The sequence below is a fragment of the Flavitalea sp. genome, assembly GCF_035489435.1.
In the GTDB taxonomy this organism is placed as follows: domain Bacteria; phylum Bacteroidota; class Bacteroidia; order Chitinophagales; family Chitinophagaceae; genus DATHKG01.
The window spans coordinates 101,354-123,881 of the sequence record NZ_DATHKG010000094.1 but is presented as its reverse complement, the minus strand read 5'-3'; the positions used below and the strand labels follow the sequence as shown (position 1 = coordinate 123,881).

At 42.0% G+C, this 22,528-nt stretch carries 12 protein-coding genes and 1 pseudogene; 7 read left to right on the top strand and 6 right to left on the bottom strand.

Translation table 11 applies throughout. The features are described from left to right. Nucleotides 1-29 precede the first annotated feature (29 nt). The 6 genes from VK664_RS15280 to VK664_RS15255 form a co-directional block, all read right to left on the bottom strand. Nucleotides 30-1,535 carry a RagB/SusD family nutrient uptake outer membrane protein gene (locus tag VK664_RS15280; protein ID WP_461399546.1) on the bottom strand — a complete coding sequence of 502 codons (1,506 nt, stop codon included), beginning with the start codon at nt 1,533-1,535 and terminating at the stop codon, nt 30-32. A gap of 20 nt (nt 1,536-1,555) precedes the next feature. After that, the gene (locus VK664_RS15275; RefSeq protein WP_461399545.1) at nt 1,556-4,861 is read right to left on the bottom strand and encodes a SusC/RagA family TonB-linked outer membrane protein; all 3,306 of its coding nucleotides are present in this window, start codon (nt 4,859-4,861) and stop codon (nt 1,556-1,558) included. 254 nt (nt 4,862-5,115) lie between these two features. Then, nucleotides 5,116-6,831, bottom strand: coding sequence for a glucosidase family protein (locus VK664_RS15270; RefSeq protein ID WP_461399544.1), 1,716 nt, complete (start codon nt 6,829-6,831; stop codon nt 5,116-5,118). Nucleotides 6,832-6,890: 59 nt separating this feature from the next. After that, nucleotides 6,891-8,135, bottom strand: coding sequence for a glycoside hydrolase family 172 protein (locus VK664_RS15265; RefSeq protein WP_461399543.1), 1,245 nt, complete (start codon nt 8,133-8,135; stop codon nt 6,891-6,893). Nucleotides 8,136-8,181: 46 nt separating this feature from the next. Beyond that, a complete protein-coding gene (locus tag VK664_RS15260) occupies nt 8,182-10,341 on the bottom strand; it encodes an outer membrane protein assembly factor BamB family protein (RefSeq protein ID WP_461399542.1) in 2,160 nt (719 codons plus the stop codon). A gap of 187 nt (nt 10,342-10,528) precedes the next feature. Next, the gene (locus tag VK664_RS15255; protein WP_461399541.1) at nt 10,529-13,459 is read right to left on the bottom strand and encodes a glycosyl hydrolase; all 2,931 of its coding nucleotides are present in this window, start codon (nt 13,457-13,459) and stop codon (nt 10,529-10,531) included. A gap of 118 nt (nt 13,460-13,577) precedes the next feature. On the opposite strand from VK664_RS15255, the pseudogene VK664_RS15250 reads away from it, so the two are divergent. The 7 genes and pseudogenes from VK664_RS15250 to VK664_RS15220 all read left to right on the top strand — a co-directional run. Next, a pseudogene (locus VK664_RS15250) lies at nt 13,578-13,751 on the top strand (LacI family DNA-binding transcriptional regulator); the annotation flags it as partial. A gap of 57 nt (nt 13,752-13,808) precedes the next feature. Beyond that, nucleotides 13,809-14,621 carry a substrate-binding domain-containing protein gene (locus VK664_RS15245; RefSeq protein WP_461399540.1) on the top strand — a complete coding sequence of 271 codons (813 nt, stop codon included), beginning with the start codon at nt 13,809-13,811 and terminating at the stop codon, nt 14,619-14,621. A gap of 77 nt (nt 14,622-14,698) precedes the next feature. After that, nucleotides 14,699-15,718, top strand: coding sequence for a GntR family transcriptional regulator (locus VK664_RS15240; RefSeq protein WP_461399539.1), 1,020 nt, complete (start codon nt 14,699-14,701; stop codon nt 15,716-15,718). 21 nt (nt 15,719-15,739) lie between these two features. Beyond that, complete coding sequence (locus VK664_RS15235) at nt 15,740-19,336, top strand: VCBS repeat-containing protein (protein ID WP_461399538.1); 3,597 nt, start codon at nt 15,740-15,742, stop codon at nt 19,334-19,336. A gap of 175 nt (nt 19,337-19,511) precedes the next feature. Then, on the top strand, nt 19,512-20,321 hold the full coding sequence (locus tag VK664_RS15230) for a sugar phosphate isomerase/epimerase family protein (protein WP_461399537.1): 810 nt from the start codon (nt 19,512-19,514) through the stop codon (nt 20,319-20,321). Then, a complete protein-coding gene (locus tag VK664_RS15225) occupies nt 20,318-21,151 on the top strand; it encodes a phosphogluconate dehydrogenase C-terminal domain-containing protein (RefSeq protein ID WP_461399536.1) in 834 nt (277 codons plus the stop codon). The genes VK664_RS15230 and VK664_RS15225 overlap by 4 nt, the downstream gene beginning before the upstream one ends. 13 nt (nt 21,152-21,164) lie before the next feature. Beyond that, entirely contained in the window at nt 21,165-22,520 is a 1,356-nt protein-coding gene (locus VK664_RS15220; protein WP_461399535.1) for a glycoside hydrolase family 140 protein, read from the top strand. Nucleotides 22,521-22,528 lie beyond the last annotated feature (8 nt).

The following is a 22,528-nucleotide window of genomic DNA, read 5'->3' as shown; positions in this document are numbered from 1 at the left end:
GGACACTTGCTGCTTACAAATGAAAAAAATCAATATCCTGGATTTTGCGGAACATTCGGATTCACATCCGTCTCGCTGCTCGGAATTGGAAAATTTAAATGGCGTGGCAACTGGAAGGATACGGTTGATAAATTAGAACTGAAGAAGGCATTATTCAGGCTGATAATCCCCTGCATTTGCCACCTGCGCAGGTCAAACCATCTTTGGCCTTCTCCTGCAAGTTCTCTCAATCTTTCATCCATTATCCATTGCATGATTGTTCCCCTGTTCGTTTCTGCTGTGGAAAAATTCGCTGGCTCGGCGCCCGCGCCCCTTGCTCTTGTTCTAACCTGGTTTATAAAGCCAATGGCATCTAGAGTAGATCCCCCTGATTGTAAAACAGCCTCTGCTTTTAATAACAAGACATCAGCAAATCTGAGGATTCTATAGTTATTGATTGATGAAACTCCTGATTGGTTTAATTTATCAATAGAAACATATTTTCTGATGGTTCTGTTCGCGGGGTTTAAAGTACTGTCCCGGCGAGGGTCACTTGCATTAAAGGCATTCAGCAACTTGGTGGTACCAAAAAAACGGGATTGCCCCTGTTGGCCGGTTCCGTTATTTGAATAAAACCCCCAATAGAAAGACAGGGAACCAATTGCATTATCAAAGTCGTTGTCCAGCCAAACGTTGTCGCCTCCGAATGCCTGTCCTGACTGAAACTCGAACAGCGATTCAGCATTATTTTCTGTCAGGTATGAAAAGTTTTCGCTGAAATTTGGAATTAGTGTAGCCCCCGTGATTTTATTGAAAGCGGTGATTGCCGCCGTATAGTCGGCTGGGGTTTTTGCAGCAGAAGCCCTGAATACAAGAGCCTTGCCAAGCATCCCATTCGCTGAAGCCGATGTAACACGGCCCTTGTTGGCTGCATCCCAGGTGGCGGGCAGTAAATTGGCAGCTTCAGTCAGATCTGCAATAGCCTGGTCGAGCAATTGAGTGCCGGTAGTTCCGGGCGGCAAAAACTGATCAGGAGTTGCCTGTCTTCCGGTTACCAATGGTGATGTACCGAAGAGATTCCATAGATTGTAATATGCATAACCCCTTAAAAAAAGTACCTCACCTTTATGAGAATTTTTCAAACCACTTGTCGTGTAAACATCACCTTGTTCCTCGTCAATTTTCTGATTAACCAGGTTTGCCCTGTTAATCATCTGGTAATGCCGTGAATATAAATAGCCTAATCTTCCACTGCTTGGCTGCATACTGAATATTTCAAATTCTTCTCCCCCCTGGTTTGTAGTAAGATCGTCGCCAGGTAAAAGAAAAACAGTTACCGAAGTATTGCCCGGACCTCCATTGTACCAAAAGAAATCAGTCAATTTACTATACACACCTAAAACGGCTTTATTGAACTCGCTTTCACTGCTGAAATAGGACTGCTCTGTTGGTCCGTGCGGCAAGAGATCAAGCTTCGATTTATCGCAACCATTGAAAATAGTACCGGCGGCAAGAACCGCAAATACCAGCGATAGTTTTAATATTGATTTTGTCATTTCGGAATGAGTTAATTGAATTAGAAAGTTGCATTTAACCCAAGCAAAAATTGCCTGGTGGTTGGGGTATTGAAATCAGTTTCCGGATCTAAGCCTGTCCAATTTGTAACGGTGAACAAGTTTACCCCTGTTACAAAAATTCTGAAGTTTTGAATAAAGCCACTTTTAGTTAGCAGGGTTTTGGGCAGGCTATAACCTAGTTGCACATTTCTCAATCTCAGGTATCCCGCGTCTTCAACAAACCGGTCTGAAAAGCGACCTGGATTTGATGGGTTATTATACACTGCCCTTGGCATCGTTGTGGAAGCATTTGTCGGGGTCCAGCGCTCTAATGCTGTGATTGATTGATTTGCGAGTCCACCCAATCCTTCAAGTCCGGCCCTGGTGGAATTATACTTCTGTACATCGCCTACGCCCTGGAAAAAAACATTTATATCGAAACCTTTGAAATTTGCACCAAAATTAAATCCATAAAAGAAGCCAGGTATTGTTTTGCCAAGGTAGCTACGGTCGTTTGAATTGATAAGACTATCGCGTGTTTTACTATATCTTTCCTTGGGTGCGACGGGATTACCATAAACATCCTGGAAATACATATCACCCGGTTTGTATTGGTAGCCTGCTGTGGGGTTTGTCAGACTCTGATTTATACTTGCATCTGCATATTTTTGTCTCCAGGCATCAATCTCACCCTGGTTCTGAAAAATGCCACCCACTTTATAACCCCATAAATAAAACATGGAATAGCCTTCTTCAACCCTGTCTCCTTCCCCGTTTATCGGTGTACCACCGTTCAAGGATATAACCCGGTTTTTAACCGTAGTCAGATTGCCGCTGAAGTTGAAATCTACAGGACCGATTTTGGCGTTGTAGCCAACCTGGAACTCCACACCGCTGTTTTTTACTGTAGCAACATTTAAATCTGCATTATTTTGAATGCCGGTATTTGGTGGAAGTGCCACGCTTTGTATGATATCGAAAGTGGTTTTATCATAATATTCAGCGGTAAACGATACACGGTTATTAAACAACTGTGCATCTAAACCAATGTTAAAGGTTTTCAATTTTTCCCAGGTTAATGTGGTGTTGGCAAAGTCTGGAAGTCTTGTTGCCTGAACCTGAGAACCTACACCGTTACCATTTCCGGAGCCAAGAGGATAATCAGCAGTCAGCGATACCCCGGAAATATATTTATAAAATCCAGCTGAATTTACATTCCCTAATCTACCCCATCCCCCTCTTAGTTTCAGGTCATTTATAATATCAATTTTTGGAAAGAACTTTTCCGAACTGATACGCCATGCTGCAGCAAAAGATGGGAAATTATCCCACTTGTAACCCGGCGCTAATCTTGACGACCCGTCCCGTCTTAACGTAACATCCAGGTAGTACTTGTCGCTATATTTGTAACTTAACCTTCCCATATAACCCAACAGTGCATCTTCCTGCAGGATTGATGCGAATCCGTTAGTATATGGCGGTTGATTAGTTATACCTCTTAATTGGGGATCGGTGAAATTAACCCGTCCGCTTAAATCACTTACATCCCAACGGGCATACTGTTGACTCGCGCTTAATACAACATCAATGCTGTGTTCTTTGAAGAAGGTTTTGCTATAGTTCAGGGTTAGCTCCTTATTTATGTTTTGAGTGGTTCCCCTTCTTTCTCCATAGGTTCCCTTTGCTTCCCCGTTTTGACTTGCGTATGGGTTGCCTGGTGTTTGAGAGAAGCGCCAGCCTTCCAACAGATCTGACCAGCTCTTCCTGAGATTCATATACCAGTCTGCACCAAATGTGCCCCTTAATCTTAAACCTGGTATTGGTTCAATTTGAACATATGCACTGCCTAATGCACGCTTAAGATCATAGTTGTTGTCATTGTATCTCTGGAATGCAAAAACATTAAACCGGGTTTGATCTCCCCAGAGTTTCCGGGGATCGCCTGGCGCAAAATTAAACGGCGCCCCGGCATCCAGCTTTGTTGGATCATATGCGGAATTTGGAACAAATGAGCCTGCACTTGCAGGCGCAAATCCTGTATGATCGTTAACATCATATATAGGCTGAAATGGAATGGAAGAAGCCATGGTTGCAAGGTCTGACTGTGTATTTACCTTGGCACTCTCCTGGATTAACCTGATAGTTAAACCCGTCGATATAACTCTTGATACCCTCGATTCAATATTTGCTGCAACAGAATACCGCTTTAAATCGTTTGACTTTAACGGGCTTTCCTGGTCCGAATAACCAAACGAAACAAAGTAAGTAGTAGATTCACTGCCACCAGTGACCCTGACACTGTGATCCTGGATCATTGCATCTTTGTTTAATAATTCTTTTTGCCAGTCGTATGTTGGATTATTACCGCCATATAAAGGGTTGGTTACATCATAGCGGGGTCCGAACTTCTGTTCAAAACTCGTATTCGCATCAGGATTAGCAAGGTACATTTCCTTTGCCAGGACATAATAATCCTGTGTATTCAGAACATCATAGGTTTTAGGAATATTTTGAATTCCAAAAGTTGATGCAAGTTCCACTTTGGGTCTTCCGGCTTTTCCTTTTTTTGTTGTAATGATGATAACCCCGTTTGATGCTCTTACACCATAAATCGCAGCCGCAGAAGCATCTTTTAAAACTGATACAGATTCTATATCCTGTGGATTGATCATCGAGAAAATATTTATCGGGGATCGGATATCTCCTGTTGCTCCAGTTGAAACACCCGAGCCGCCTTCGTAAATCGGCACACCATCTATTACATACAATGGTTCTGCATTACCAAAAGTGTTCACCCCCCTTATCCTGACAGTAGCTCTGGACTGGGGATCGCCACCTTGTGAACTAACAAAAACACCGGAAGCCCGGCCCTGTAATGCAAGTTCCGGGGAGATAGCGGTGCTCTTCTCAATCTCTTTTGAACCAATCTGCGATACAGCACCTGTTACATCTTTACGTTGCCGCTGACCATAACCAATCACAACAACTTCATTTAACCGGGCATTACTACTTGTTAATGCAACAGTGTTCAGTACAGTTCCGCTGCCAACAGTTAGTTCATAAGGCAAATAATTAACTGCACTGATCACAAGCACTTCACCTTCTGCAGCAGCTATACGAAATTCGCCATTTGCGTTCGTAACGGTGCCACGTGTTGTTCCCTTAACTACTACGCTGATATTTGCTAAACCCTGGTTTGAAGTACTGTCAGTAACTCTTCCGCTTACGGTTTGTTGCGCAAAACAAAAAGTGCTGATTGCAATACCAATAAAAAGGAGCAGAAGTTTACGATGAAAAAGTTGTGAAACACTTTTAGTGCAGCGCATATGCAAGTCGTTTTGATTTCAATAAATAGTTCGAAACGAAGATTGTTGTCATAAGGTTTATATTAAACCACTATGAACTTGATATCACCAAATTAGAAGCAATTAAGTAGCATTCTATACTGCACTATGCTGTTAAAGCATGGAGGGTTGCAGCACAGCAAAATCTAAGCTTAGACTTTTCTTGTATTCATTCTTTTGTGTAGTTCTGACACTTGCAACCTAAACAGTAACAGCGGGTATGTTCTCTTTAGATCCTATTCATAGGTAACTGAAACAAGAGTACCTGATTGTTTCCAGCCTTCAATTTTTATATAGCTGCTTTCATGCAATTTTTCAATTGTTGATTTGGTGGTTTCTCCGTTTAGCCAGGCTTTTACATTTTTGCTTTTTACAGGCAGAAGAATACGGATTATTGCTTCCCGCATGTTTCCTTCAATCATCAATTCAATCTTTTTTTTTACAGGATCATGCAGGTATTGATAGCCAACCCGGGCTCCTGTTGGACCGTAGGCCACGGATACATCAGCTTTGTTTTTGCCTGCAGCCAGCCACCTTGGAGAAATCTCAACTTTTTCAAATTGTGCGCTTTTATCTACTACTCCGGCGAGTCCTTCGATCAAAGCGCTATACACAGCCGCCTGTCCCCAGTTATCGGGAATACCCTCATCTACTTTTCCTTCGGGAGTATAAGAGACAGGTAAATCACCATTATGCTTTTTTATAAGTTCCATTAACCTTTGCATTATATCAACTCCATATGCTTCATAACCATTTTGAAAGGCTGCTTTCGCCAGTTCACCGGCTACTATAGTCGTTACACCGCCATTCATATACGAACCTGGTTTGTAATCAGCAAAATGGGGTTGAACGGCAGGATAAATTCCATACCATTCTGCAAATGAGTTTTTTTTGTTACTCTCTTTTAGCTCCTTATAAGTTTTGATAATCGATTGTGCCATTTTGCTATCGGGTAACCCACGGTTTATATCATAAGGATTCGAAAGGCTCAGAGTGTTTTTCTGATCCATTTTCAGATAAGCAGGTTGTGGGTCATCTTCAATAAAATGTGCATAGTACTTTCCATTCCAGCATAAATCATTTGTTCTTTTCCGGATACCAGTTGCTGCCTCTTCCCATTTTCTTCCTGATGCTTCATCACCGGTAACACGAGATAGAGTTGCGAGTTGATTAGAGGCAGCATAAATACCACTGTTATCTCCATGCATAATACCCATAGGGGTGTTTTCATCAATGTTGAAAATCCCTTTTTGAATATTTCCACCATTGCGCTTATACTCTTCTCTGCTGGTTGGCAACTGCATGAAATCCCAGGTATCGAGGGTATAACCGCGTTTAACCAATTGATGCTTTGTGGACCATCTTAAAGGGTCAGTCATTGAATAATTCATACCCTTTACCAGGTTTGTCAACCATTGTTTTACAAAGGCAGTATCTCCTGTTGATTGCCATACGGCATAAACACCTTCTACCAACAGATACTCAAGATCAGCTTCCACCGGCAGGCGATGCATTTGAATCGAGTCTTCCGGTATCACCTTCCAGTAACGCTGATCAAAAAGTTTCATGCGATCATTGATGCCGCCCGAGTTTATCGGGTAATAGTAATCGAAATAAATTCCTTCACTTGTTTGATTTTGCAGGTAGAATTCGATAAAAGAAGTCATGTCGGGATGCATATATTTCATCGCCTTCATCACATGAACATGATCCCTTATCCATGGCACAAAAACATTACGGTCCTTTCCTCCCAGCATCTTCACACTTTTTTCCCTGGCTTTCATTAACATTCCTTCCAACTGTTTTAACATTGTTCCGTATTCACCGGTTTCTTTGCTGAAGGCCGTACTCGCCTGGCGGGTTTGCTGGGCATAATTGATGGTGCTTACCAGGCAAGCAAAAAGTATAACAACGATTTGCTTAATATACTGACCGAAGTTTCTGTAATACATAAATTGGATATTTTATTTGCAATCGTGTATGCGGGCTTTGCATTAATCCTGTTATATATTTATTTTTTGGGCTGTTTCAGATTATGTAATCGGATAGATAGCGGCTGAAGTGAAGGCAAATCATCAGAGGGCTTATCCAGGTAAAAATATGCAGTTGAACAAAGATCATCTGTGCGATAAAAAAGTGCGAACTCTTCTGTTACAATCGGGTCGTCTAAGGCAATGCCTGTTTTGTATAAATGCCTGATGTTACCGCGTGCATCATCTCCGGAAGTTGGTATCATCGGCGCTCCTCTTTTTTGCGCGGCCAGCACATCCTTCCGAAAGGTAGAACCCATCTGTGGGAGCGTCATCCTACAGTCATTCTCAAAATAAATAGGGTCTGGAATATGATATCGGTAAAAAGTCCACTGCAGGTTCGGTTCATCTGCTACGAGACACCCGGTATAATCGGTAACAAAAACAGCCTGCGACCATGCGTTGCCGATATAGTCTTCGGTTCCTGTTCCCACCAGGGTTGGAAAATCTTTATCACCGTCCAGGTACAATTTCACTTCACCTTCTCCCCACCAGATGTTGCCATAAGCCGGGTTGGCATTTATTCCGACATCCACACCCAGCAATCTTCCCCTGCCATTTACTTTCGGCAACAATTCAAAGTCCCGTGCTAAAACGGTGGCTGTATCCCTGTGCCAGTATGCATGAAAGTAAAGATTGTCCGGGTTCCATTTTTTAGTGAGCTGGTAGTCTACATCAAAAAACACAGCACTCAGCCTCTGGGATGTTTCATTCGTGATTTGAATACGTGCGCCCGTTTTAAAAGGCATAGGAATAAAACAGTTAAACGACCTTCCTTCAGGACTTGCAAAAAGCGCATTGCTAAAGGAAGTCATACGGCCCATACTCATTCCAAAGAAATCGCCCAGCGGAGCCGATACTGCTGGTTTTGTTTCACCATCCCAGAACATCTCCAGCTTTAAAGAGCGGAGCATATTTCGTGAACGATCATTTATAGTTAACCAGATCCGGTTGATAATTCCCTGGTCCCTGATATCAAGCAAAACCAATGTTTGGCCGGCTTCAATAAAACGAGCGGGCCGTCCCTTAGCCCCATGGTTTTCTTTTCCCCCTGCACCTTTAACTCCATTCAGGTTCTCAGGGCTGCTCCATCTCGGCTTACTGTTTTCATCAAACTGAAAAAGATTTTTTGTACCGGTTTGTGATTTTGTGTGAATGCAAAAAACAATAAAAGCAATAAGCAGGAAATACTGTTTCAGATCCGGCATTCTAAAATTATTTTTCATTAGCTGTATTTTTAGATATCCCTTTTTATGTCGATAACCGGCCTGTCTATCGAGGCAATGCAAATGCAACGTAACTATCGCCTGATCTTGTTTTCATCTTACCACCACCGCAGGCAATAACCACGTATTGCCTGCCATCAACTTCATATATTGAGGGTGTAGCATAAGCCGGTGCAGGCAGTTTCGACTCCCATAACAATTTTCCATTGGTTTTATTGAACGCCCTGAACATACCATCTTTTGTAGCAGCAATAAAAATGAGCCCGCCTGCTGTTATCACAGAAGCTCCATAACTTTCAGAGCCGGTTTGTTCCTGCGCGAACGGAAAACCAGGCTCCTGGCCCAATGGCCTTTTCCAGACATAATCACCGGTATTCAGATCAATGGCATTTAACGTACCCCAGGGCGGAGCTATAGCAGGATATCCCTCTTTGGAAACGAATTTGCTGATGCCTGACATCGTATATGGCAGGTTAAAATAGTGATCATTTTTTTTGCTGCTACTGTCCTTAAACAATTTTTTCCCGTTTGTTTTTATATCAAGGATAAAGCTTGCAATGGCATTACGCTGTGCAACATTTAACTGTCCAAATCCTGGCATCATTCTTCTGCCGGTCATTAAAAGTGTATCAAAAGCACCGGCTGTGTATTTAGCCTGGATATGGTCCAGGCCTGGAAAATTTGCAGAGCCTTGCCTGTTTGCTCCATGACAGACCATGCAATTGATTTGATATAATCGTTTACCAGCCTGGCCAACTGTTTCATTGACAGCGTTTGACTTTTTGTTTTCTACAGCTTTAACCACCCATGCCACTTCATTGGCATTGATATAAAGAATTCCCGTTTGAGGATCGTAAGAAGGACCACCCCATTCTGCTCCGCCATCAAGGCCAGGAAACTCCAGCGTACCTTGAAGAGAAGGCGGATTAAACATATGATCGTTTCTTAAGGCAGCCCAACGTTTCTTTACATCCTCGTATGAAGAGTCTGGCAATAAATGGTTAAGATCGTTTTCGGTTATTACCTGCCGCATAAAAGGCAAGGGTTTTACAGGATAGGGTTGAGTTGGTGAAAGCTGTTCTCCAATTAAGTCAGAATTGGTGGGGACCGGTTTTTCAATGATATCATAAACCGGCTTGCCATTTTCCCTTTCAAAAACAAACACGTTGCCGGTTTTAGTAGTAACAGCTACGGCATCAACTTTTTTATCTTCTTTAGATATTGTTACCAAAACTGGTGGCGCCGGCAGATCTCTATCCCATACATCGTGATGAATATATTGAAAGTGCCAGATGTATTTACCTGTTGCGGCATTGAGTGCCAGCACGCTGTTTGCAAATAAATTATTACCCTTTCGCATCCCTCCGTAGAAGTCATAATTAGCAGAGCCGGTGCCCGCAAACACAATCCCCCTTTTACTATCAAGGCTCAGACCTCCCCATGCGTTAGCCCCGCCAATCGCCTTGTAAGCATCACGATCTTCCCAGCTTTCATGTCCCTTTTCGCCGGGTTCGGGTATCGTATGAAACATCCATTTTTGTTTACCGGTACGCAGATCATAAGCACGGATATGACCCGGCGCAGCCTCTGATCCTTCATGCACCCTTGTACCCATTATCAGTAAATCTTTATAAACTATACCAGGTGAGGTAGCCGTAACAAATAATGTTTTCACATCACGTCCCAACCCATTATGCAAATCAATTCTTCCGCTGTCACCGAAAGATTTTACAATTTGTCCTGTCATGGCATTAATGCAATACATATATGACCCGGCTGTATAATAAATGCGTTTATCTTCGTCCCCATCGTTCCAATAGGTAACCCCTCTTGAATTATTATGAATAAAAAATCCGCGTTTATCACCTTCGAGCGTATCAAAAGGATTGAATTTCCATTTCTCTTTTCCTGTGCCGGCTTCAATTGCAAACAACTTCATCTGCGGAGAAGTGCCATATAAGATACCATCTACAATTATCGGATTGCATTGAATTTGCGAGGCATTGGCAGTATCTGCATCACCAGTATGATATTCCCATGCCGGTTTCAGCGATTTTACATTATTAGTATCAATCTGGGCCAGGGATGAATAATGAATGTTCTCATCAGATCCTTTGTATTGTGTCCATGTATTAAATTTTTTGTCTGGCTTACAAGAACATACGAAGATGATTAGCGAAAATAAAAATGCAATCGTTTTTTCCATAAATGCTTAAAGTTGTGTCTTCCACAGATACGTGGGCCAAGATAGAACAGCAGCCAAAGTTAACCGTGCTGTAGTAGCCTGTATGGAGTGGTGAGTGGTTAGTTTGAATTATGAGTTATGAGTGATGAGTGATGGAACAGGAATTATTACAGCTGATGATTGCGGAGTTACAGCCCGGATAGGATAGCTATTGCTTTAATAGTATAGCATAATTTATAGTTACCGGGCCTATTAAGCCAGCATCCAGCAAAGGAGCTTCAGCAAAAGGTTTGCTCCAGGCATTAGGAAGCCTGACAATATTTGATTGTAGTTTTCGGTTAACCCGCGAAAATTTTGCATCGCCAATCAACGCATTATTTGGGGTATTTACTAATTCAATAACCAGGTGATTTTCCCCTGGCCGAATAAAATTTGTTATATCGGTTTGAAAAGGGGTATGCCACAAAAGGCCAAGGTTCTGCCCGTTTAGATACACTTCAGCTATCTCCTTTACTTTTCCGAGTGACAAAAGCATGCGCATGTTCTTCTCCAGTTGTGTGTTTGTGACAGAAAATGTGTGATGATAAGCAACCGTTCCGGAGAAATATTTTATACCATCTTTTGATGACTGGTTTAAGGGAACCAAAGTGTGAAAAGTATCACGGGCAGGCGCATGACCGTTTTGCTGGAAGCGTAATTCCCAGGGTCCATCTAATGTGATAGCTGCGGGAAGATTGATGTCTTGTGTAAAACGCTTGTTAACCCTGGTGCCGGTGACCTGGCCATTCGTTGTAAAGGCGATTCCCTCATTTGTATGCAACAGCCGGATATTGTTGTTAAGAATATTCTCATCAAGCTTTATAAGAGCAGGAGAAAGCGGTGAACTGAAGATAATAAACACAGAGCCATGGTTGGCGAAAGATAATGGAATCTCAATTCCATCGGTCACTTCTTTATAAACCGTTATTGGAGTAATAGTACCTGTTTCAGGGTTCCACAATTCGGGCTTCATTCCTTTCACCCGAAATGTCAGGAATGCCGTTACCGGTTCAGGGTTAATATTACGGATGAAATAGATATGCTGTTTTCCTGCCTGCCTGTGAATAAAATCGAAACTGTTGATATTGCCGGAGGTTTTAAAACTAAGATCAGGAGCAACACCTTTCTGCCGGAGAACTTCTTTCAGCGTTTTGTTCCAGACCAGGATGCCTTTTCCATACTTTTTTTCACCCGCTGCTTTATCCGGGCCCCATAAAGACTTTGTTACATTTTTAACCGTTACATCATTTTGTGATGATCTGTTAAGCCCGTTTGACTTCAAAGGTTCGGGACCAATAACCGTTGCGCCGGCAGCTACAAGTTCCTGCAATTTTTGTGCAACCTGCGCATTCATTGTTAGTTGTTGCGGTAACACAAGCACTTCATAAAACTGGCCATGGGGCAGGTATATCTTGCCATTTCTGACCGTCATTTTATTGATCAAAACATCGGTATTCACTACATCATAATCGTAACCGAAACCCAAAATTGAATCAACTTCTTTCCCTGTCACAAAGTTGGGCGCATCATCTCCATAATAATAAGCAACATCAGCAACAAAATTCCCTTGTTGCAGCAGATAACTGCAACGGGACAGGTACTCATGAAAACCCTTTGACTTTGGCCACCAGCCATTGGTGGTATTGATCAATGATCCGAAATTATATACCCAACCAGGGTTTCCTGATTCCGGCGGGGTATGCGGAAAAGTGTGATAAACAAATCTGTTCAATCCTTCACACATAGCTCTGTCAGCTAGTGGCTTTAGTTCATCAGGACCTTCCTGCCAAAGCCAAACCGATGTAAAAGATTCTGCTTCTACAAATTTCCTGTTATAAATATGAGAGGCGCTTGCAATGCCTTTTACTATTTGTAATAGTTCAAGTTGAGGATGTTTGTTCCAGAACTCACCACGTGGTATTGTTAATGCCCCTAATGCTTTCAGGTCTTCAAAAGGTACGTTATGTATGGGCTGACCCGGGCCACCCGCTTCCGCCACAAACCCGAGACCTTTCTCTTCGCATAGTTCTTTACCCAGGACATAATGATTTTCGATGATAAGATCAGAAAGCGTTTTTCGGAAATCAAATAAAAAACGGCTGGTCGTATCCTGGGACAATCTGAAACCATCCAGCAAGGGAAGATATTTGAGCAGGCTATAACCTTTTCTTTTTTGAAACTCCTCAGCCATCATCGGGGTCCAGACAGCAGAGTTCACTTCATAACTGTCAGCATACAAATATTTCAGGGACCTGTTTTTAAGGGAACCCGTCACAGGCAATAGCCGATCGAAGATATACTTCATATTAGCCCGCTGTGCATCGGCACTAAAATGGTCGAGCATTAAACCTTTTGAATTTGTGGATGGAATTGCCAGGGGTTGGCCGGTTGGTGCGCATACATAACGAACAATCCTCCATTTTCCGGAAGGAACCTGCCAGGTCAGTTTTCCATCAACATTGAAACCTTCAAGTGCAATCACCTCATTCAAAGAACCTAAAGCAGAGTCGGAATTAATGGGATGAGCAATTAAGGCCACTTCTTTGAAATAGGTTGGTAATCCGCTTTTCGGGTCAACAGATAAAAGGTTTTTCTGATTATGATATGTTGCGGGAATAACCGGAAATGAGATGGCTGATGAAAAATTTATCGGACCGTTTACGATGGTGTCTTTTCTAAATAGTCCCATGGCTCCGTGTTCAGGCTTTATCCATGAACCGCCGGCATTCCAACTGCTTGAAAAAGTAAGACCAAGTTCCAGGCCGATCCGGTCAGCTTCAAGTATTGTAAAAGCGATCGCCTGAACCGATTCATCGCTTAGAAAAGCAGGTCCCGCAGGAACAACATTGTTGGGATCAATATTGGTTCCGATATCCCAGATATCAAAGCCGCCCATTCCCTTACGTTTTGCCTCCTCCATTTCATAAGTGATCTGGGATAAACTTACATTTCCATTCACCCAGGGCCATAAAGCTTTTGGCCTTGCATTTATAGGCGGATCCTTAAATCCCTGTTGTAAAATGGTAACTCCTGTACTCTGAGCGTTAATTTTTTGAACTTCACCCAAAATAACCAGCAAAAGAAAAACGACTATTTTCATATGGAACTTCATTGCGTAAAAAGAAAACAAACACCTTATCCAATTGTGCTGTAGTATACTGTGAAAAGACTTACTGTCCAAAATTGAAAAATCTTCGCCGGTAATTAAATCTTATTAAATTTGCACAAACAATTGCGCAAACCTGAAAAATATAATTACAATAGCTGATGTCTCAAAAGCATCAAATGTATCAAACACTACTGTTTCAAGGGTACTTAACGGTTTATCTAAAAAATACCGCATTTCAGCAGAGACAGAAGACCAGGTGATCAAGGCAGCCCAAAAACTAAACTATCGCCCAAATTTAGCCGCGGTTAACTTACGCCTGAAAAAAACAAATTCAATAGGTTTGCTTATTCCCAGCCTGGCCAATCCATTTTTTGGATATGTTGCGAGCCACATTACTTCAGAGCTTCACAAAAAAGGTTATTCAGTAATTATTTCCGACTGTGGTGAGGACGACAGGATTGAGTCGGAAATGCTAAACCAGCTTGCCGACAGGAGGATAGATGGATTGCTGATCAGCCCCGCTTCCCGCAAACCGGCTTTGTTCGAAAGTTTCCATCGCACAGGATTACCAATCGTTTTTTTTGACCGGTATTTTGAGGATTCCTTTATTCCATATGTATCATCTCACAATTACCAGGGTGCTTATGAAATTACAAAATACCTCATAAAGGCAGGTCACAAACGCATTGCATGTATCCAGGCTACACATGACGTTATGCCCGTGACAACCAGATTAAGAGGTTATGTAGCGGCCATGAAAGAGGCTGGTTTAACTCCTGATTGTGTCGGCAACGGATTCTCTCTTCAAAATGGATATATAGAAACAAAGGTCTTGCTAAACCGCGTACAGCCGCCTACGGCAATCTTTGCGTTTACCAATCCCATTGCCCTTGGATCAATAAAAGCTTTGAGGGAGGAAGGAATAAACATTCCGGGGGATATTTCACTTGTCACTTTCGATGATTCGGAATATCTGAAGTTTCTGGATCCACCTGTAACCTGTGTGGAGCAACCACTCCCGGAAATGGCGCAGATCGCTGTAAAGATTCTTTTACAACAAATTGAAAGCCAGGAAAATGAAGTAGTTAATAAACAAGAAAAAATCCTTTTGGAACCGCGGATCATCCACCGGAAGTCAACCCGGATTTTGTAAATAAGTTTTTTTTCGTATTTTGCGCAAACGATTGTCCTAATGCTCACAACCTGATTACCTGATCAATTACAATTGCCATGCAAGCCATTTTTGAAATTGACGCCAACAGAAGAACCCCGAAATATCTCCAGATTGTAAATTCCATAACTAAGGCGATAAAACAGGGACGGTATAAGAAGGGTGATCGGATCAGTTCAATAAATGAACTCAGCAATGAGCACTTCCTATCGAGGGACACCGTTCAGAAGGCCTATGATTTATTAGAAAAAGAAAGAATAATAGAAGGCATCAGGGGAAAGGGATTTTATATTAATCGTATTGACATCATCAAACCTTACCGGATATTGTTGCTGTTTAACAAAATAAGCAATTACAAAAAGGTTATTTATAATTCGTTCTCCCAGACCTGTGGTAAAAAGGCGACCATCGACTTAAAAATTTATCATTCTAGTACCCGTTTGTTCAATGATATCATCGAAGCCAGCCTTGGTGAATACGATTATTATGTTATCATGCCCCATTTTTATGAAGATGTAGAGGAAGCTTATAAGATAATAGAAAAGATACCGAGTGAACAATTGTTTGTGCTGGATAAAGATCTTCCTTGTTCTAACCTTTCTTATTCGGCCGTTTACCAGGATTTTAAAAAAGATATCTTTGAAGCGCTCGAAAGCGGCTTAAGCACACTGAGCAAATACCGGTTGATGACCCTCGTGTTTCCTAAGAGCCCGATGTATCCCGGCGAAATCGTGACAGGATTTCGAAATTTCTGCAGCCAGAATAAATTTGAATATCGTATTATTACCGATATTAATGCCAACGATCCAATCCAGGACAAAGAAGCATTTGTGGTAATAGAGGAAACTGACCTCGTGAACCTGATCAAAAATTGCCAGGCATCAAAGCTTAAGCTCGGTACCGACGTTGGTATAGTTTCATATAACGACACGCCTTTAAAAGAGATTCTTGCAGATGGCATTTCAGTAATCTCGACTGATCATGCAAAAATGGGAGAAACTGCGGCCAGGCTTATCCTTGAAAACAGGAAAGAAAAGGTCAAAAATCCATTCTCCCTTATTTTGAGGAATTCACTGTAGAGGCCATAATCGATTTAAATTATGCCTTACAGCTTCAAGATTGTTATCCCGGTTTGTTTTTTGTCCTTTGTCATTATTATTTGCTCGTTAAACTCCTGTCAACAAAAACCAACGAGCCTGTTTAAAAAATCAGATCCTGCAAAAACAGGAATTAGATTCAGCAACGACGTAATTGAAAATGACTCTGTTAACCCGATCGACCTGGAGTTTCTTTACAATGGCGGGGGTGTAGCAGTTGGCGATTTTGACAACAACGGTTTACCTGATTTATATTTTACCGCCAGTATCAGCGGGAACAAATTATACCTGAATAACGGAAACCTATCATTTCGCGATGTCACCGATGCAGCGCATGCAACCGGCGAAGGGCGATGGGCAAATGCTGCATCAGTTGTCGACATTAATAATGATGGATGGAAAGACATTTATGTCTGTGCGACGATAAAGAAAAACGCAGCTGACCGTAGAAATCTTCTATATGTAAACCAGGGCCTGGACGCAAACAAAGTCCCGGTGTTTAAGGAAATGGCTGAGGAATACCAACTGGCTGATACAAGTCATTCGGTTCATGCTGCCTTTTTTGATTATGATAATGATGGCGATCTTGATATGTACCTGGTTACAACAAAATTGGCGGGCCGCACTGCAACTGTATTTGGCAACAATGGTGTAAATGATGCAACAACAGATATTGACAAACTGTTCCGCAACGATTACAATGAAGCTTTGAAACACCCGGTATATACGGATGTTTCAAAAGAGGCAAAGATCATTGAAGGTGGGTATGGGCTCGGGGTTTCAATAACTGATATAAACAGTGATGGCTGGAAAGACATTTATGTAACCAATGATTTTTTTTCAAACGATCTGTTATACATCAATAACAAAAACGGCACTTTTACCAACAAAGCAAAAGAATATTTCAAGCATACCTCGCGGAACGCGATGGGCAATGATATAGCTGATATAAATAACGATGGTCTCCCGGACGTGCTGGCAGTTGATATGAATCCCGAGGATAATTTTCGAAAGAAAAAAAACATGGGCAGCAACAATTATTTTGTTTACCAGAATATGATGTTCGGTGAATATAATCTCCAGTACGTTCGCAATACCCTGCAGCTAAACCAGGGGCCGGCTATAAAAAGCAATGACTCTGTTTCGGACCCGGTATTCAGCGAGATTAGTTTTCTTGCAGGAGTGGCGCAAACAGACTGGAGCTGGAATGCTTCGATTGCTGATTTTGACAACGATGGCTTCCGGGATATTATCATTACTAACGGATATCCAAGAGATGTGACAGATCATGATTTTGGTGCCTTCCGGCAAAAGGCAGGCAATTTAGTATCCCGGAAGGACCTGATTGCCGAGATACCTCAAATCCGTATTCCCAACTATGCCTTTCAAAATACCAGGACCCTGAAGTTCAAAGATGTTACCGCTGACTGGGGGATGAATCTGCCTTCTTTTTCCAATGGGGCTGTATATGTGGACCTCGACAATGATGGAGACCTTGATTATGTGATCAATAACATCAACGAAACTGCGCTGGTTTATGAAAACACATTGAATACCAAAGAACATATCAAGGCGAACTTTTTACAAATAAAATTTGAAGGGTCAAATGCCAACAGGAACGGACTTGGAGCAATTGCCGCGATTTATTATGGCACTAAAAAGCAAGTATATGAAAATTCACCTTACCGTGGTTATCTGTCTTCCGTAAACGATCTGGCTTATTTTGGCATAGATACAATAAGCACAATTGATTCAGTAGTCATCTTCTGGCAAAACGGCAATAAACAAGTACTACGCAAGGTGGAAACAAACCAGGTATTGAAGGTAAATATCAACAATGCCAAAACACCCATAAACTTAATACCGGAAACTGTCCCTTCAACTTTGTTTGCAGACATAACAGCATCTGTTGACATCAGGTACAGACATGAAGAAACTGATGTAATTGACTTTGACGTGGAACGTTTGTTACCACACAAGCTATCGCAATATGGCCCTGGCATAGCGGCAGGCGATATAGATGGTAATGGGACAGACGATATGATAATTGGCGGAAATAATATAATTCAGCCTACTCTCCTACTCCAGCAAACAGATGGAAAATTTATCAGTCGTACGCTACCCTATCTCGAAGGCAATGATTTAAGAAGGCCGGAGAACATGGGTATATTATTATTTGATGCCGATAGCGATGGGGACCAGGATCTTTATCTTTCAGCCGGAAGTAATGAATATCCGGTTAATACGAAAAATTACGAGGACCGGTTATTTCTTAACGATGGCAAAGGAAATTTCATTTTTAATGAAGCCGCCCTACCAAAAAACTTTACAAGTAAAAGTTGTGTAAAGGCGGTTGATTTTGATAAAGATGGTGATCTTGACCTTTTTATTGGCGGCAGGGTTTTGCCGGGTAGTTACCCGCTGCCTGTCAGCAGTTTTATTTACAGGAATGATTCAAAAGACAAAGACATAAAATTCACTGACATATCCAAACAGGCAGCCCCTTTTCTGACAAATATCGGTTTGGTCTGTGACGCTTTATGGACCGACTTTGACAATGATGGCTGGACCGATCTTATCGTTACAGGAGAATGGATGGCAATCAGGTTTTTCAAAAATAACAATGGCAGTTTTGCAGACGTTACAGAAAAGAGCGGTATACAGGCACAAACCGGGTGGTGGAACAGTATCACGGGTGGTGACTTTGACAATGATGGTGATATCGATTATGTACTGGGCAATCTCGGCGAAAATTCGTTTTATAAAGCTTCTGAAAAATATCCTATAAATATTTATGCAAAAGATTTCGATGGTAATGGAAGTATTGACGCCATCACTACAACCTGGTTAAAGGATCAGCAACAAAAGCTGAAAGAATACACGGTCCATAATAAAGACGACATCAATAGCCAGTTACCGGCTTTAAAAAAGAAATTTTTATCGTATAAGGCTTTTGCTGTGGCTGAATTTAAAGACCTTTTTTCGGAAGCAGAGCTTAAGGGTATGTTAAGCTTATCTGTCAATAACCTGGAAAGCAGTTATCTTAAAAACATTGGGAATGGAAAATTCGAATTGCAGCCTTTACCTGAAGCCGCGCAACTGGCGCCGGTTTATGGCATGGTGGCAGACGACTTTAACAATGACGGTAATCTTGACTTGTCATTAGTAGGAAACGATTATGGCACAGAAGTTACCAATGGCCGTTACGATGCTTTCAATGGTTTGATTATGCTTGGAAATGGTAAGGGTGGTTTCGAACCACAGACCATTTTACAAGGCGGCTTATTTGTTCCAGGTGATGCGAAATCGCTGGTAAAGCTTAGAGATACAAAAGGCAATTATTTACTGGCTGCTTCGCAAAACCGGGGTTTGCTGAAGGTTTTTCGTGCAAAACAAATGATGCCTCCCATCGCTTTGAAACCAGGCGATAAATATGCCATCGTTTACCTGAAGAATGGCCTCAAAAGAAAAGAGGAGTTTTATTACGGTAATTCCTTTTTGTCCCAGTCTGCCTGGTTTCTAGAGGTAAACGAAGCGGTTCAGAAAGTTGAGATTATAAATGGCAAAAGCTCAAGGACAATAGATCTTTCACAAAAATAACAGCTGTTTCCAAAATCGCATAGTACAGCACAGTTAACACCCGGTACAGCATTAACTTGTGCGGTGACTATCTCCTGATCATGAACCTGATCAGGTAGACAAATCCGCTAGTTTCTGAAAAAAATAAATATCTTAACGATAGCATTCACAATTGCACATATTTACCTGGCCTTTTATGCATTTAGGTATCAGCACTTATAGTTTTCCCTGGTCGTTCCGTATCGGTGATTTTGCCCCAGTTAATCCGTTTACTTATAAAGATCTTTTATTGGCTGCGGCTAAAAAAAATATTAAATATGTACAGTTTGGAGATAATTACCCGCTCCATTTATTAGCCCTGGAAGAGTTGGAGAATTTAAGAATTATGGCCGATGAGTTGGAGATAAAGGTACAGGTAGGAACAAAAGGGCTGACGGTTTTGAATGTAACTAATTACCTCGGTATCGCCCGCAGGATGAATTCATCTTTTCTGAGGATAATAATTGACGATGCTGATTATCATCCCACTGAAGAGGAAGTTACAGGGATATTGATAAAATTAATTCCTGCTTTACAAGAGGCGAATGTGCAACTGATTATAGAAAATCATGATCGCTTCAAAGTACAAACGTTAAAGCGAATTATAGAAAACACAGATCCAAAATGGATCGGTATCTGCCTCGATACCGCCAATTCTCTTGGTGCAGGCGAAGGCATTGGTGAAGTGATAGAGATGCTTTCCCCCTACGCAGTAAATCTGCACATAAAAGATTTTAAGATCGGCAGAGTCAAACATAAAATGGGTTTCAACGTGAGCGGGTGCGTAGCCGGTGAAGGAATGCTTGACATTCCCTGGCTGCTCAAAGAAGTGGGCAAACATGGTAAATGTGAAACTGCAACAATGGAACTATGGTCTGAACCCGATCAAACGATAGAGGTTACCCTAGAGAAGGAAAAAAGATGGGCTGATAAAAGCATTGACTACCTCAAAACTTTAATAAAATGACAAAGATTGCTTTAGTGGGTGCCGGTGGCAAAATGGGATGCCGCTTAACTGACAATTTTTTAAAATACCCGCATTATAGTTTAGACTTCCTGGAGGTTAGTGATAAGGGCCTTCAAAACCTCAGGCAAAGAAATGTGGTAGTAAGCAATGAAGCAGATGCAATTGCCGGGGCGGAGGTGGTAATTCTTGCAGTACCTGATATTACGATTGGTGCTGTTTCTGATAAGCTGATTCCGAAGATGAAACCCGGCTCCCTGGTAATGACCTTAGACCCTGCAGCCCCACTCGATGGCGTTATTCACCACCGGGATGACCTTAATTATGTAATTGCTCATCCATGTCACCCTTCCGTTTTTAACTGGGAACCAGGCGAAGAAGCTTTTCGTGATTTCTATGGCGGCATTTCAGCAAAGCAATCTATTGTAGTGGCTTTAATGTATGGTAGCGAAGACCAGTATCTTTTAGGTGAGAAGGTAGCGCAGGATATGTATGCTCCCATCAAAAAAACACACCGGATAACGCTTGAACAAATGGCCATACTCGAGCCCGCTATGGTGGAAACTTTAGCGCAGACCTGCATGGAAGTAGTTAAAGAAGGTTACGACAGAATAGTTGAATTAGGTGTGCCGGAAGCCGCAGCCAGGGATTTTGTACTTGGACATTTACGTATACAGATTGCAGTGTTATTTAAAGAAGTGAATGGCAGTTTTTCTGACGCTGCCTACAAAATAAGCAAACGCGCCAGGCCTATCATTTTCAAAGATAACTGGAAAAGCATTTTTGACATGGATGATATACGGCAACAGGTCCGGGACATCACTAATAAATAATGAAGACTGTTTTATGCTAAAAAAACTATTAACGATTTGTGCTTTTATTGCGATTTCTTTTTCAACATTCGCCCAGTTAAGGGTAAGTGATAATAAACGTTTTTTGGTAACTAAAGACGGCAAACCTTTTTTCTGGTTAGGTGATACTGCCTGGGAGTTGTTTCATCGACTGTCCCGTGAAGAAGCAGACACTTACCTGAAGAATCGCGCGGATAAAGGATTTACCGTCATACAGGCTGTTGCATTAGCTGAGCTGGATGGCCTTCGCGTTCCTAATGCTTATGGAGAAATACCACTTGAAGACCTGGATCCAACCAAACCCAGGGAGGCATATTTTCAACATGTTGATTATATCATCAATAAGGCAAACGAGCTGGGAATTTATATTGCTTTTTTACCTACCTGGGGAGATAAAATTTTTAAAGACAGATGGGGCGAAGGACCAGAAATCTTTAATCCAAGTAATGCCGCTGTTTATGGCAAGTGGCTTGGCAACCGTTATAAAAACAAAACAAATGTTATCTGGGTATTAGGTGGTGATCGTGTTCCGGATGAGAAAGCGAAATCAATATGGCGTTCCATGGCCGCAGGTATCGCCGAAGGAACCGGTGGCCAGGATAAAAGTATCATGACATTTCATCCTCAGCCAAATGGGGTTGAAGATGGCGGCTCTTCTAAATATTTTCACAATGATGAATGGCTGGACTTTAATATGCTTCAAACGGGACATTGCCGCGAGAACAATGTGTGGGATCGCATCCAGGTTGTGTACAACCGCACACCCACGAAGCCGGTGCTTGATGGGGAACCCTTGTATGAGGATCACCCGGTTTGCTTCAATGCTAAAGAACTGGGAATTTCAAGTGCTTATGATGTTCGTAAACATGCATACCTGGATTTGTTCGCCGGGTCATTCGGACATACTTATGGTTGTCATGATGTATGGCAAATGTATTCACCAAACAGAGCATCTGTCAATGGGGCGCGTATCCCGTGGTATGTGGCCATCGATCTGCCAGGTGCTGCGCAAATGAAATATGTGCGCCGTTTAATGGAATCGAGATCAATGCTCGATCGTGTGCCGGATCAAACACTGATTACAAATCCAATGGGGGCAAATGATCGCATACAGGCCACAAGAGGAAAGGATTATATTTTTATCTATAGCTCGCAAGGCAAACCGATTACCGTGAATATGGGAAAAATTTCCGGCAATGAAGTTTCCTCCTTCTGGTTTAATCCCAGGAACGGGGAAGAAAAGATGATTGGAAAGTTCCCGAATAAAGGGGAACAAACCTTCAATCCACCCACCATGGGGTATGGACAGGATTGGGTACTGGTAATTGATGACGCATCGAAAAGTTCCTAACCGAAATT

Excerpts from the sequence above, each read along its gene's own strand:
- VK664_RS15260 (WP_461399542.1), bottom strand. The coding sequence starts at position 10,341 with ATGGAAAAAACGATTGCATTTTTATTTTCGCTAATCATCTTCGTATGT.
- VK664_RS15255 (WP_461399541.1), bottom strand. The coding sequence starts at position 13,459 with ATGAAAATAGTCGTTTTTCTTTTGCTGGTTATTTTGGGTGAAGTTCAA.
- VK664_RS15220 (WP_461399535.1), top strand. The coding sequence starts at position 21,165 with ATGCTAAAAAAACTATTAACGATTTGTGCTTTTATTGCGATTTCTTTT.
- VK664_RS15235 (WP_461399538.1), top strand. The coding sequence starts at position 15,740 with ATGCCTTACAGCTTCAAGATTGTTATCCCGGTTTGTTTTTTGTCCTTT.
- VK664_RS15280 (WP_461399546.1), bottom strand. The coding sequence starts at position 1,535 with ATGACAAAATCAATATTAAAACTATCGCTGGTATTTGCGGTTCTTGCC.
- VK664_RS15225 (WP_461399536.1), top strand. The coding sequence starts at position 20,318 with ATGACAAAGATTGCTTTAGTGGGTGCCGGTGGCAAAATGGGATGCCGC.
- VK664_RS15230 (WP_461399537.1), top strand. The coding sequence starts at position 19,512 with ATGCATTTAGGTATCAGCACTTATAGTTTTCCCTGGTCGTTCCGTATC.
- VK664_RS15240 (WP_461399539.1), top strand. The coding sequence starts at position 14,699 with ATGCAAGCCATTTTTGAAATTGACGCCAACAGAAGAACCCCGAAATAT.
- VK664_RS15265 (WP_461399543.1), bottom strand. The coding sequence starts at position 8,135 with ATGAAAAATAATTTTAGAATGCCGGATCTGAAACAGTATTTCCTGCTT.
- VK664_RS15275 (WP_461399545.1), bottom strand. The coding sequence starts at position 4,861 with ATGCGCTGCACTAAAAGTGTTTCACAACTTTTTCATCGTAAACTTCTG.
- VK664_RS15270 (WP_461399544.1), bottom strand. The coding sequence starts at position 6,831 with ATGTATTACAGAAACTTCGGTCAGTATATTAAGCAAATCGTTGTTATA.